Genomic DNA, 13,483 nt, shown 5'->3' with positions numbered 1-13,483 from the left:
CCATTATTTCAAATTCATCAATACCTTGCCAGTCATTTCTGCTGGAGTTTCCATGCCCATCAAGCTTAGCATTGTTGGTGCAATATCACTTAAACGACCGCCTTCAACTGGGCTTGCTTCACGACCATAGTAGATGAAAGGTACAGGCAGGTTGGTATGAGCTGTGTGGATACCACCCGTTTCTGGGTCAACCATTTGCTCGGCGTTACCGTGGTCGGCTGTGATTAAACATTCGCCGCCAACTTTATCAAGTGCTTCAACCAAACGGCCAATACTCTTATCTACGGCTTCACAGGCTTTAACTGCAGCATCGTATACGCCAGTGTGGCCAACCATATCGCCATTCGGGTAGTTACAAATGATTACGTCGTACTTGCCGCTCTCGATTGCAGCTACAAACTTGTCGGTTAGCATTTCCGAGTTCATTTCTGGTTGTAGGTCGTAAGTGGCTACTTTTGGAGAAGGGATAAGCTCGCGGTCTTCACCAACAAAAGCGTCTTCTTTACCGCCATTGAAGAAGAAGGTTACGTGGGCGTATTTTTCTGTCTCAGAAATACGTAGTTGCGTTTTGTTGTTCTTCTCTAGCCACTCACCTAGTGTGTTAACTAAGTCTGTAGGGCCATAAGCACAAGGAGCTTTAATGTCCGCTGCATATTGGGTTAGTGTAACAAAGGCACATGCAGGCACTTTAGCGCGCTCAAATCCAGTGAAGTCTTGCTCAACAAAACAACGTGAAATTTCACGGGCACGGTCAGCACGGAAGTTCATGAACAATACCGCATCGCCATCGTTAATGCTGGCTGCGCTTTCGCCTACTACGGAGGCTTTAACAAACTCATCGTTTTCGTCACGCGCGTAAGCTGCTGCTAGCGCTTCAGTAGCGTTAGCGTAGCTGTATTCAGCTTTACCTTCAGTAAGTAATTGATAAGCTTCTTCTACACGTTCCCAACGGTTATCGCGGTCCATTGCGTAGTAACGACCTACTAAAGAAGCAATACGACCTGAACCAATTTCAGCAAATTTTGCATCAAACTTTTCAATTGAGCCTTGCGCGCTGCGTGGTGGAGTGTCACGTCCGTCTAAGAAAGCGTGTAAGTAAATTTCTTTTGCGCCTTGCTTAGCGGCTAATTCAATCGCAGCTAGCATGTGATCTTCGTGGCTGTGAACACCGCCTGGAGAAAGTAGACCCATGATGTGAACGGCTTTACCGGCTGCTACGGCTTTATCTACCGCACCTACTAATACTTCGTTAGTGAAAAAATCACCGTCTGTAATTGACTTACCAACACGGGTAAGTTCTTGGTATACAACGCGACCAGCACCAATGTTAGTGTGACCAACTTCTGAGTTGCCCATTTGTCCGTCAGGTAAACCTACATCTAGGCCTGAACCCGAGATAAGGGTGCTAGCAGCAGTTTCCCAAAGGTTGTCTAATACTGGTGTGTTGGCGTTTGCTACAGCGTTATTGGCGCTGTCTTGGCGGTAGCCCCAGCCGTCCATAATAACTAGTGCTAAAGGCTTTTTGCTTGCAGACATTGCAATTTCCTCAATCGGTAAATGTTTAAGTGAAAAACGAATTAGTGAAATATTACTACATTTTTTGTCTGAGTCACCTGATTGAGCGCAAATCAACCGAGATTAGTTGTTTTTGCTCAGATTTGTTCTGGTGTATGAATCTTAGGTCAATTTGCGAGCTTTGGCGCGCTTGAGAGCTGCTATTCTTCTCGCTCAGGTGTATACTCTCGCCCCAATATCACTAACTATTTGCTTAACTGGAATTGTCATACTATGCAGCAAGTTGTCGAATTTGTCGGAAATAACCCTATCATTTCATTCGCTTGGGTAGGTTTGTTCGGTGCCGTTATCTACACTTTTATTCAACCAATGCTGTCGAAGGTTACCTCGGTAGGCAATCACGAAGCTACATTGCTCATTAATAAAGAAGATGCAGTAGTGGTGGATGTTCGTACTAACGACGAGTACAAAAAAGGGTATATTGCGGGCGCACGTCACATTCCTTTAACCCAAATACAGGCTAATAACTTTAAGCCTATTGAAAATTTAAAGGGCAACCCCATTATCGTTGTATGTGAAACAGGGATGCGTTCAGGCTCAGCGGCTAACGCTCTGGTTAAAGGCGGTTTTGAGAAAGTGTATAACCTACGCGGCGGCATGACCGATTGGAAATCAGCAAACCTACCGATCACTAAGAAGTAAGATCGAGTTTTAATGGCTAGCGCTCTAGCGATTAAGCAATTTTAAATAAATATATTAAAGGTAATTATCATGGCTGAAGCAGCAACCACTGAAGCACCACAAGTAGAATTTGCAATTCAACGTATTTACACAAAAGATATTTCTTTTGAAACACCTAACTCTCCACAAATCTTTCAACAAGAGTGGAAACCAGAAGTTAAGGTTGACCTAGACACTACTAGCAACAAACTAGCTGACAACGTATTTGAAGTAGTATTAACACTTACTGTTACTGCTAAAGTTGGCGAGCAAACTGCATTCTTATGTGAAGTTCACCAAGGTGGTATCTTCACTCTAGGTAACATGCCAGAGCCTCAACTTGCTCACGCAATTAACGCTTACTGCCCTAACATTCTTTTCCCTTACGCACGTGAAGCGGTATCTAACCTAGTTAACCGTGGTTCTTTCCCACAAATTAACTTAGCGCCAGTTAACTTTGATGCTTTGTTTGCTAACTATGTACAACAGCAAGCAGAACAACAGCAAGCGGCTAAAGCTGACGCTTAATGGTTAACTCAAAGGCTACTATGACCGTATTGGGCGCAGGCTCATACGGTACCGCGTTGGCAATTGCGATTGCTCGAAATGGACAACGTACCGTGTTATGGGGTCATGAGCCTGAGCACGTGGCTGCGCTTGATGCAGCCCGTGAAAACCAAGACTTCTTGCCTGGGGTTGCTTTCCCCGAAAGCCTAGAACTAGAAGCTGATTTAGCCACCGCGGTTGCGCAAAGTGACAACTTGCTAGTGGTAGTGCCTAGTTTTGCTTTCGCTGATGTAATGCGTCAGATAAAACCAATGTTAAGTGAACAATCACGAGTAGCTTGGGCAACCAAAGGTTTAGAAGCGAATACCGGACATTTGTTGTCTGAGGTTGCGATTGATGCCTTAGGTGAACAGGTGTCGCTAGCGGTGATCTCTGGGCCTACTTTTGCTAAAGAACTAGCCGCAGGTTTACCTACCGCCATTTCTGCGTCATCTTCAGATGCTGAGTTTGTGCGCTATTTGGCGAAGGTTATGCACTGTGAGCGAAGCTTTAGGGTGTACACCAATAACGATATTATTGGCGTACAGCTAGGGGGCGCAGTTAAAAACGTTATAGCGATTGGCGCTGGTTTAGCCGACGGTTTAGGTTTTGGTGCAAATGCACGTACTGCCTTAATTACCCGCGGTCTGCGCGAAATGGCGCGTTTGGGTAAGGCCTTAGGTGCTGATCCTGAAACCTTTAAAGGCATGGCTGGCTTGGGCGATTTAGTGCTTACCTGTACTGATAATCAAAGCCGTAATCGCCGTTTTGGCTTGGCATTAGGCGCCGGAAAATCCTTCGAGGAAGCGGAACGCGAAATTGGCCAAGTGGTAGAAGGTTACCGCAATACTAAAGAAGTCTATTTGTTAGCTGAAAGAGTTGGAGTTGAAATGCCAATTGTGGAGCAGGTTTATCAAGTGCTCTACAAAGGGAAACAAGCTAAACAAGCTGCTATTGATTTGCTTGCGCGCGACCAGCGCGAAGAGTAGTGACAAGCGCCACAAGCTAGCAACAAAAAAGCCTATCAAATGATAGGCTTTTTTATATTTATAGTTCGCAAGACTTAATAGTAAGAGTGCTCACCGGCTTGGTGCTCGGTAACATCTTTAACACCGGTTAGCTCACCAGGGAAGGCTTCAAGCAACTGCTTTTCAATACCTTCTTTTAGCGTAACATCTACCATGCTACAACCATTACAACCGCCGCCGAACTGCAGCACTACCACGCCTTCTTCGGTTAACTCCATTACGCTAACTTTACCACCGTGTGAGGCTAAGTTAGGGTTAACTTGAGTTTCAATGGTGTATTCAACACGCTCAATGAGTGGGGCGTCATCATCTACTTTGCGCATCTTGGCATTTGGTGCTTTAAGAGTAAGTTGTGAACCCACTTTGTCGGTCACAAAGTCGATTTCGGCTTCTTCTAAAAACGGCGCGCTAGCGGTATCAACCATGGCTTTAAAGCCGTCGAATTGTAGCGCGGTATCATCTTCTTCAACCGACTCTGGTGGGCAATACGATACACCACACTCTGCGCTTGGTGTACCAGGATTAACCACAAATACACGAATATGGGTGCCTTCAGGCTGTTGTTCTAGCAACTTAACAAAATGCTGTTGAGCTGTTTCTGAGATCGATACCATCTGCTTCCTCGATACCTGACTAAAATACTAAGGTTTATTGTACGGCTTTTTAAACAGCGCTGCTAGTGTTGCGAGTGCTTATCTTCGTTGTGAAGGTTTTGGGGTGCGTGCAAGAGCCCAGATGTCGACTCGTTCTGCGCCGGCGTCTTTAAGCTGCCTAGCTAGCACGTTAGCGGTGCTGCCGGTAGTTACAACATCATCAACGATTACCCAGTGTTTATAGTTAAGCGTATCTTGGCAACTAAAGCTGGCCGCCAAGCCTCTTTGTCGCTGGCGGCGGGTAAGCCCTGCCTGGCTTGAGCCATATTGCTTGCGCGTAAACGGTTTTTGCATTGGCTTTGCTGCGTGTTTTGCCAACTGCTTACATAAAACCTCACTTTGGTTAAAACCACGCTGCCATTGCTTAAACCAATGCAAAGGTACTGGACAAAAAACATCTGGCAGCATTGCTTGAGTATGTTGAATATGCTGCCAAATAAGGTAGCTTAAGGGCTTCGCCAAGTGTTGCTGTTTGGCGTATTTGTAGGCTTTAATCACCGGCTCTATCGGCCATTGGTAGTCACTTAAACAGATTACTTGATCGTAAAAAGGAATATTGCCTTGGCACTCGCCACATATTCCTGGCTCAGCTAAGGGCAAATAACAAGTCTTACAACGGTGTTGGTTTGGGGTTAACAGCAGGGCGCTGCAGCTGTCGCAACAAACCTGATTGAGCCTTTTACTTTGAAAACAAAAATCACAGTGTTTAGACAAAACTAAGCGGGAGTTTAAAGCCGCGTGAAATCTAGTTAACATGAGCATCCTTTTTGATGAGTAGTTAAGTGTAGATGAGCAAATTGCATTTTGAACGTCATGGCTCAGGCCCTGCGCTCATTCTTATTCATGGTTGGGGCTTAAACGGCGCTGTATGGCAGCCTGTTACCGAGCTATTAGCCGAGCATTTCAGTGTATATCTGGTGGACTTACCCGGTTTTGGTCACTCTCCTGCTATTGAGCCGCTTAGTTTAGATGGCATGGTGCAAGCCATTAGTGCGCAGGTGCCGGAGCGGGCCATTTGGCTAGGCTGGTCTTTAGGTGGTTTAGTGGCAAAGTATGCAGCTATTCACCAGCCGCAACAGGTTGCGGGCCTAATTACAGTGGCCAGCTCGGCTCACTTTATCGCTAAATCGGAGTGGCCGGGAATTCAGGAAAAAGTGCTCGATGGTTTTGCCAGTGGTTTGCAGCAAGATTTTAAGAAAACCTTACAGCAATTTTTGGCCATTCAAGCCATGGGAAGCGATCAAGCTAAGCAAGATATCAAGCAGTTGCGAGAGCTACTAGCAAGCCGACCACTACCCCAGCTTAGCGCCTTAGAACAGGGCTTAGCGCTATTGCAAAGCCAAGATTTACGTGATGAGTTAGCGCAAATCTCAATGCCTTGGTTACAGCTATATGGTCGTAGTGATGCGTTGGTGCCAAAGGCTGCTATGCAGCAACATGCCGAGCTTCATCCCGAGGCTACTCAATACCTATTTGCTAGTTCTTCGCATGCACCTTTCATCTCTGAGAAACAGCTATTTGCTGAAAAAGTACTCAGCTTTGCGCGCAGCATAGTGGTGTAAAAGTGAGCAATTTGCTAGAATTAAGGCTAACTATGATCTAGGCGGCAACTAACTAAGCGGAGGGCATATGCAAATTGGCGCAGCAAGTAGCGGTTTTCAAATTATTGCTAATGCAAATCAGCAGGTTAGTGAAAGTGCTCAAACCCTTGCAGAAGTAGCGGCAAAACGTGAACCACAGCAAAACGAAGTGGTTGATGCCATGGTGAGCCTTAGCCAAGCTGAGCTTTATGCTAAAGCTGGCGCAAAGGTGATACAAACCGAATCAAAAATGTTAGGCACTTTACTGGATGTAGAGGCCTAGTATGAATATCAATGTTAGCTTGCCTAATGTTTTCCCCAATACCTTAACTCCGCCTACGGATTCCGCCCGTCGCGATAATCAGTTGCGTCAGGTGATAGCTCAACCCAAAGAAGTCGCTAGTTTTGCTAAAGAGCCCGAGGTAGGCGCTGAGAAAGATCGCAGCAAGCCGCAAAGTACGGCTCAATACCCTCAAGTTCAAGAACAGCAGCAAGCTAAAATAAACGAGCGTGAAGCGCAGCAAGGTCGCGAGCAACAAGGCGAGCAGCAGGGTAAACAAGACGAGCAAAAAGGCAGCCAAGACCAGTCCGGTTCTGAGCAACCCAGTGCCAGACAAAAAGGCCAAAATGAGCTTAGCGAAAGCGAGCAGAAGAAAGTTGATGAGCTAAGTGCGCGCGACCAAGAAGTACGCACCCATGAAGCGCAACACCAAGCGGTTGGTGGGCAATACGCCAGTGCCGCCTCTTTTGAGTTTGAACGTGGCCCAGATGGAAAGCAATATGCGGTAGGCGGTGAAGTGTCTATCGATGTGAGTGAAATCCCCGACGACCCACAAGCTACCATTGCTAAAATGGAGCAGGTACAACGGGCGGCACTAGCACCCGCAGAGCCTTCCTCGCAAGATCGGCAAGTGGCCGCTCAGGCTCAACAAAAAGCAGCCGAAGCACAACGCGAACTTAATCATGCGCAACCGCCTGGTTTGCTGGCATCAGACGAACAACCTTCAGCCTTTGGCACCATTGCTGCCGAAGGTGCCGAGTTTGAACCTACACAGCAAGCGCGAGAGCAGCAAAATGCTCAAGCCTTGCAACAACGCTACCCCGATATCGCACAGCAAATGGCGCAGCGTAATCAAACCATCGAACAGCGCTATAGCAGTGCTGCGGCCTTTAAGCCGCAATCTCAACTAAGCTTACAAGCTTAATCTAAATCTCCGCTTAAATTTATTTCTTCGCTTTAGCAAAAGCATCTGCAAAGGCGCTATTTATCGGCGCACTAGCTTGCGGCTTTTTGGCCGAATGAGGCTTATTGGGTGTTGGTTTTGTTTTGTTTGTAGATGGAGTAGAGCGGACGTCTTCATCTAAGCGCATGCTAAGGGCAATGCGTTTACGTTGTACTTCTACTTCCAGCACTTTTACCTTAACAATATCGCCGGCTTTAACCACTTGATGAGGATCTTTCACAAAGTGATTGGCTAAGCAGGAGATATGTACCAAACCGTCTTGATGTACGCCAACATCAACAAAGGCACCAAAGTTAGTTACGTTGGTCACAACGCCCTCCAACAGCATGGCTGGCTTTAGATCGCTAATGGTGTTTACACCCTCTTTAAAGGTGGCGGTAGCAAACTCTGGGCGAGGATCGCGACCAGGCTTTTTAAGCTCATCAATAATGTCGGTTACAGTGGGTAGACCAAATTTGTCACTAGTAAATTGTTTCGGGTCGAGTTTGTTTAAGCGCTCACCGTTAGCAATCAACTGGCTAACTTCACACTGGCTATGCTCAGCAATGGCCTGTACTACGGGATAAGCCTCGGGGTGAACCGCAGAACCATCTAGGGCATTTTTCGCTTGGTTAATCCTTAAAAAACCCGCCGCTTGTTCAAAAGCTTTAGGCCCTAAACGAGCCACTTTTTTAATGGCTGCGCGTGATTTAAACGCACCGTGCTCGTCGCGGTAGGCCACAATGTTTTGCGCTATGGTGGTGTTTAAACCGGCCACAAAACTTAGCAGTGGTGCCGAGGCCATGTTTACATCTACACCTACGGCATTTACACAGTCTTCAACTACGCTGTCTAATTGTTGTGATAGTTTGCTTTGGCTAACATCGTGTTGGTATTGGCCAACACCAATTGCTTTGGGCTCAATTTTCACTAACTCGGCTAAGGGATCTTGCAGCCGGCGTGCAATCGATACTGCACCGCGAATCGACACATCCAACTCTGGAAATTCTTGCGCTGCTAACTCTGAGGCAGAATACACCGAGGCACCAGCTTCACTCACCATTACTTTTTGCAAACCTTGCGGTGGCAACATGCTAATCAGATCCGCGGCCAGTTTATCGGTTTCACGCGAGGCGGTGCCGTTACCTACACTAATCAACTTAACTTGGTGCTTAGTCACTAAGCTCGCCAGTGTTTTTAGTGAGTCTTGCCATTGATTTCGTGGCGCGTGAGGGTAAATGGTGTCGTACGCAACCAGTTTACCGGTAGCGTCAACCACCGCGACTTTAACCCCAGTACGCAAACCTGGATCTAGACCTAAGGTGGCTTTTGGCCCTGCAGGGGCTGCCATCAATAAATCATTTAAGTTACGCGAAAACACACTAATTGCTTCGTCTTCGCCACGTTCACGTAGCTGATTGAGCAATTCTGTTTCCAGTTGTAGTTTCAGTTTTACTCGCCAGGTCCATTGCACCACGGTCGCTATCCAACGGTCGCTAGCATGCCCTTTAGGGGCTAAAGCAAAATAGTCGCGGATCATTTGTTCGGCTGGGTGGTTTAGCCCGTCCTCTTGCTCAACTTCTACGCTTAGGTTGAGTATGCCTTCATTGCGCCCTCGCAATATGGCTAAAGCGCGGTGAGAAGGTATTTTTCCTATGGCTTCGTGGTAGTCAAAATAGTCTTGGAATTTCTGACCATTTTGTTGCTGACCATCGATAACTTCGGCCTTTACTGTGGCATTTTGTTGTAAAAATAAACGAAGCTTAGCGAGCAGCGGGGCTTGCACGGCAAAGCGCTCCATCAGTATGAACTTGGCGCCATCTAATACCGCTTTGCTGTCGGCAAAACCTGCTTCGCTATTAATAAAATCTTCGGCTAGGCCTTCTGGGCTGGTATCTGGCTGGCTTAGCAAAAGCTCTGCTAAAGGCTCTATACCAGCTTCAATGGCAATTTGCCCTTTAGTGCGGCGTTTGGGTTTGTAAGGAAGATAGAGATCTTCTAGTTCAGTTTTACTGCTTGCTGCATTAATGCCTTGTTCTAATTGCGGTGTAAGTTTGTCCTGTTCGGCAATAGATTTAAGAATGGCGCTGCGACGTTGCTGCATCTCTCGCAAATAAATTAAGCGTTGCTCTAACAAGCGTAATTGCCCGTCATCTAATCCGCCGGTAACTTCTTTACGGTAGCGGGCAATAAAAGGAACCGTTGAACCTTCATCAAGAAGCTTAATGGCGGCACTCACTTGTTGAGCTTGTGCGTTGATATCTGAAGCAATTTGTTGTTCTAAATTTTGCATGGGCTTATGTAATTTTAGAGGTGCTGCTTGCTGCAGCAAAAGAAAGTGCCTTCTATCTTATTCGCTTATTAACTGGCATCAAGCAGAAAAGTTAATATGTAGAATCTTAATAGCGTGAAAACTATTTCACAGCGTGACAAATTTTTCATAAGCACTTCATAGATACGTTTTGTTGCAGGCCCTTGGTCATAGTTATGTGAGCTAAGCCCATCAACAAAACCGACTTGCTGAATTAGAGTGAAGTTAGATTTTAATGCCTCAGTTCAAGGAGAGCGAAATGAGCGCGAGCGACAAGACTCTTATCAATTTTAGTTTAAGCCGTATTAGCCAAAGTATTGTATTGGCTAGTTTAATCAGTGCCCCAGCACTAGCGGCTAGCGATGAAATGCTTAGTAATACTGATTTTAGCAATGGAACCACCGGCTGGTGGTCAAGCGGTGCCGAGTTAGTAGCAAAAGACGGCGAAGCCTGTATGGACATTAAGCGTGCCGGCTCTAACCCATGGGATGTAATTTTAGGCCAGCGCGGATTTGGTTTAGAAGAAGGCCAAGACTATGCTATCGACTTTGTGGCGCGCGCCAACAAAGACACGGCCTTTACCGCACTTATTCAGCATAATGGTGCACCTTATACGCAATACTTTAATCAAGTATTAGAAATTGGCACTGAGCCAAAATCCTTTAGCTTCAAGTTCACTCAAGATCAAAAGAGTGATGCTAAAACCGAGTTTCAGTTCCAGCTAGGAGCCCAAAAAGAAGCGGTACTGTGTTTTAGCGATATCTCGGTGAAAGGTAAGTCGTTCGTAATCGTAAACAAAATTCCTAATATTCGTTTAAATCAGATTGGCTTCTATCCTAAATCAGAAAAAATTGCGGTGATTCGCAGCGAAGAACAACAGCCTCGTGTTTGGCGAGTGAAAGATGCCGAAGGCAATCACCTGCTTACCGGTAAAACCAAAATATTTGGGGTGAATGCTGCATCTGGCGAAACAGTGCATCAAGCTGATTTTTCTGCTTTAACCACCAAGCATGAAAACTTGGTATTAGATGTAGATGGCCAAACTAGTCATCCTTTCAAAATCGCCGACGATATATATAGTGAGCTGAAACATGATGCCTTAGCTTACTTCTACCAGAACCGAAGCGGTATTGAGATTAAGCCAGAGTTTGTACAACGTCCAAACTTGGCGCGCCCAGCAGGGCATGTGCCAGATGTAGTGAGCTGCTTTAACAAAACCGACGACAAAGGCAACAAGTGGCCAGGTTGTGATTTTGACATGGACCTCACTGGCGGTTGGTATGATGCGGGCGACCACGGCAAGTATGTGGTAAACGGCGGCATTAGTACCTGGACCTTAATGAACCTGTACGAGCGCTCGCAGTTTATTGAAGGCGCTAGCGAACCGTTTGCCGATGGCAAACAACCGATGCCAGAAGCGGGCAATGGTGTTAACGATTTATTGGATGAAGCGCGCTGGAACATGGAATTCATGCTAGCGATGCAAATCCCAGAAGGCAGCAAAGTATCGGTGCCAGTGGGTAACCAACAAGAAAACATTCGTTCCCTTAAGCTAACCGAAATTGACGCCTCTGGTATGGCGTTCCATAAAGTAGCCGATGAGAAGTGGACCGGTATGCCATTACCGCCGCATAAGGATACTCAAAAGCGCCATGTTGGCCAATCTAGTACAGCGGCAACCTTAAACCTAGCCGCAACGGCAGCCCAGTGTGCGCGTATTTGGAAAGATATTGATGCAGATTTCTCGGCTCAGTGTTTAACTGCGGCAAACCGTGCATGGCAAGCTGCCAATAAACACCCAGAAGTATACGCTTACGATAACTTCACTGGCTCTGGCCCTTACGGGGATTTAGAACTAGCTGATGAGTTTTATTGGGCAGCGGCAGAGCTATTTATTACTACAGGTGAATCTAAGTACTTAGAAGCAGCTAAAGCATCTCCTGCATTCTTAGCGGCGCCAGTAGGTGATGAAACCGCTAAAGGTGACTTATTCTGGCAAGATTTAAGTTCAGCAGGCACCTTGAGCCTAGCTCTTGTTCCTAGCAAGTTAGATCAAGCAACTCGTGATAAAGCGCGTGCCAAGATTGTTGCTACGGCCGATGCATACAGCTCATTAATGACAAAAGAGGGCTACCACATTCCATACAGCGCAGAGCAGTATCCTTGGGGGTCTAACTCAAACTTAGTGAATCGCGGTATTTTCCTTACCTATGCAAGTGATTACAGTGGCGATAGTAAGTACATGCAAGCTTTGGTACATGCCATGGATTACATCTTAGGGCGTAACCCGCTTGACCAGTCATACATTACTGGTTACGGCAGCAACCCGCTTAAAAATCCGCACCACCGTTTTTGGGCGCATCAAGCTGATGCTAATTCTCCAAAACCGGCACCAGGCGCATTATCGGGTGGACCAAATTCAATCAGCTTTAGCGACCCAGTTGCGGCAGGTATGAAGGGCGGCTGTGTTGGCCAAACTTGTTTTGCCGATGAAATTGGTGCGTGGACCTTGAACGAAATTACCATCAACTGGAATGCACCTTTGGTATGGGTGACTACAGTGTTGGATGAACACCGTCTCAAGTAAGTAAATCCATAACAATTAAGTATTTTAGGCCGACATTATGTCGGCCTTTATTGCTTCAAAAATTAAGTAATTACTGATACTTGGGTGTAAGCACCAGCAGATTATGTGATCTGTCACGGCGTTCTAACGCTCAATGTCATTGAAAACAAGTTCTTGGCTAAGTAGACGGTTATAGTGAGACAGGGAGTTATATCTTTCTAGGTCGCTATCACTATTTAGCAACACCGGGAGAGATATAATGCGAACTAGTGTTAGTTGTCAGAGAATCAATGTGAAAGATAAAAATAAATTAGAGCAACGCTCAACTGTTTATGATGTCGCTGCGTTGGCTGGGGTTTCACCTAGCACTGTATCTCGGTTTATGAATCAAACCACTTATGTGTCTGATGCAAAACGTAAGCAAATTCAAGCTGCAATGATTGAGCTTGGCTATAAACCTGGCCAGCAAACCGGAGCCAGTGCTAGCAGCCGCACCATGACAATTGGTGTATTGGTGCAAGACCCAGACAGCCCGTTTTATTCATCTATTTTAAATGGAATTGAAGAAGTTCTGCTGGCTCAAGGTTACTCACATATTATTGTAACGGGCCACTGGAATAGCGAAGAAGAAATGGAGTCGATGCAGCTGTTGTTATCGCGCTCGGTGGATGGAATTATCATCGTAACTGGCGGGTTGAGTGACGAACAGGTGGTCGAGTTTTCAAAGAAAAGACCCATCGTTGCTTTAGGCCGTGAGTTAGAAGCAGCCCGCTTACGTTCGATAAAGATTGAAAACTCAGTGGGCGCTTACATGGCCACCAATCATCTTATTCAATTGGGCCACCGCGAGATTGTGCACATTAAAGGTGCCGAGGGGCATCCCGACGCTCAGCAACGTTATGAAGGTTATTGCCAGGCTATGGAGCATGCAGGTTTGCCTGTGAAGCTGCAGCTGGTTGAGCAGGGCGATTTTACCGAACAAGGCGGTTTTGATGCGGTGCAACGTTTGTTAACCAACAAGCGTCAGTTTAGTGCTATTTTTGCTTCTAATGATTTAACCGCACATGGTGCAATGTTGGCTTTATACAAAGCCAAGCGACCAGTGCCAGAGCGGGTTTCGGTGATTGGATTTGATGATGTGCCGGGCTCGGCGTTTTTCATTCCGCCGCTAACTACAGTGCGTCAACCCATATTTGATACCGGTTATGCTGCCGCCTTAACCATTTTAGACATGCTAAATGGTGGTGCTAGCAACAACTTCCGTATTCCTCCAGTTGAATTGGTGAAACGCGAAACCACCCAAGCACATATCCTCTAGTTAAAGCTTGCGAGTTTGCTGCC

12 protein-coding genes are annotated in these 13,483 nt (G+C 46.3%); 8 read left to right on the top strand and 4 right to left on the bottom strand.

Features of this window, described 5'->3' with window-relative positions; translation table 11 throughout:
• Positions 1 to 3: 3 nt before the first annotated feature.
• Entirely contained in the window at positions 4 to 1,536 is a 1,533-nt protein-coding gene (gene gpmM / locus OAG1_RS19005; protein WP_152783386.1) for a 2,3-bisphosphoglycerate-independent phosphoglycerate mutase, read from the bottom strand.
• Positions 1,537 to 1,788: 252 nt separating this feature from the next.
• On the opposite strand from gpmM, the gene OAG1_RS19000 reads away from it, so the two are divergent.
• The 3 genes from OAG1_RS19000 to gpsA all read left to right on the top strand — a co-directional run bounded on the left by OAG1_RS19000 (position 1,789) and on the right by gpsA (position 3,770).
• On the top strand, positions 1,789 to 2,217 hold the full coding sequence (locus OAG1_RS19000; protein WP_016403465.1) for a rhodanese-like domain-containing protein: 429 nt from the start codon (positions 1,789 to 1,791) through the stop codon (positions 2,215 to 2,217).
• 69 nt (positions 2,218 to 2,286) lie between these two features.
• The gene (secB, locus tag OAG1_RS18995; protein ID WP_016403466.1) at positions 2,287 to 2,763 is read left to right on the top strand and encodes a protein-export chaperone SecB; all 477 of its coding nucleotides are present in this window, start codon (positions 2,287 to 2,289) and stop codon (positions 2,761 to 2,763) included.
• Positions 2,763 to 3,770, top strand: coding sequence for an NAD(P)H-dependent glycerol-3-phosphate dehydrogenase (gpsA, locus tag OAG1_RS18990; RefSeq protein WP_338622349.1), 1,008 nt, complete (start codon positions 2,763 to 2,765; stop codon positions 3,768 to 3,770). Before secB ends, gpsA begins: the two co-directional genes overlap by 1 nt.
• 74 nt (positions 3,771 to 3,844) lie before the next feature.
• Here the strand turns inward: gpsA and nfuA are convergent, their stop codons facing one another.
• Complete coding sequence (gene nfuA, locus OAG1_RS18985; protein ID WP_016403468.1) at positions 3,845 to 4,423, bottom strand: Fe-S biogenesis protein NfuA; 579 nt, start codon at positions 4,421 to 4,423, stop codon at positions 3,845 to 3,847.
• 78 nt (positions 4,424 to 4,501) lie between these two features.
• Positions 4,502 to 5,218: a ComF family protein gene (locus OAG1_RS18980; RefSeq protein WP_338622348.1), complete on the bottom strand. Its 717-nt coding sequence runs from the start codon at positions 5,216 to 5,218 to the stop codon at positions 4,502 to 4,504.
• A 32-nt stretch (positions 5,219 to 5,250) separates the two neighbouring features.
• Between OAG1_RS18980 and bioH the strand changes: the two genes are divergently transcribed.
• The 3 genes from bioH (at position 5,251) to OAG1_RS18965 (ending at position 7,247) form a co-directional block, all read left to right on the top strand.
• Positions 5,251 to 6,024: a pimeloyl-ACP methyl ester esterase BioH gene (gene bioH, locus OAG1_RS18975; RefSeq protein ID WP_338622347.1), complete on the top strand. Its 774-nt coding sequence runs from the start codon at positions 5,251 to 5,253 to the stop codon at positions 6,022 to 6,024.
• 67 nt (positions 6,025 to 6,091) lie between these two features.
• Positions 6,092 to 6,325, top strand: coding sequence for a hypothetical protein (locus tag OAG1_RS18970; RefSeq protein ID WP_016403471.1), 234 nt, complete (start codon positions 6,092 to 6,094; stop codon positions 6,323 to 6,325).
• 1 nt (position 6,326) lies between these two features.
• A complete protein-coding gene (locus OAG1_RS18965) occupies positions 6,327 to 7,247 on the top strand; it encodes a putative metalloprotease CJM1_0395 family protein (protein ID WP_338622346.1) in 921 nt (306 codons plus the stop codon).
• Between the two features lie 19 nt (positions 7,248 to 7,266).
• Here OAG1_RS18965 and OAG1_RS18960 read toward each other — a convergent pair whose 3' ends face one another.
• Positions 7,267 to 9,558, bottom strand: coding sequence for a Tex family protein (locus OAG1_RS18960; RefSeq protein ID WP_338622345.1), 2,292 nt, complete (start codon positions 9,556 to 9,558; stop codon positions 7,267 to 7,269).
• A gap of 277 nt (positions 9,559 to 9,835) precedes the next feature.
• Here OAG1_RS18960 and OAG1_RS18955 point away from each other — a divergent pair, with 277 nt between their 5' ends.
• Entirely contained in the window at positions 9,836 to 12,163 is a 2,328-nt protein-coding gene (locus OAG1_RS18955; protein WP_338622344.1) for a glycoside hydrolase family 9 protein, read from the top strand.
• Positions 12,164 to 12,434: 271 nt separating this feature from the next.
• The gene (locus OAG1_RS18950) at positions 12,435 to 13,460 is read left to right on the top strand and encodes a substrate-binding domain-containing protein (protein WP_016403475.1); all 1,026 of its coding nucleotides are present in this window, start codon (positions 12,435 to 12,437) and stop codon (positions 13,458 to 13,460) included.
• The last annotated feature ends 23 nt before the right edge of the window (positions 13,461 to 13,483 follow it).

Origin of the sequence: Agarivorans sp. OAG1, assembly GCF_037076485.1 — a bacterium.
GTDB lineage: Bacteria > Pseudomonadota > Gammaproteobacteria > Enterobacterales > Celerinatantimonadaceae > Agarivorans > Agarivorans albus.
This window is presented reverse-complemented; position numbering and strand designations above follow the sequence as displayed.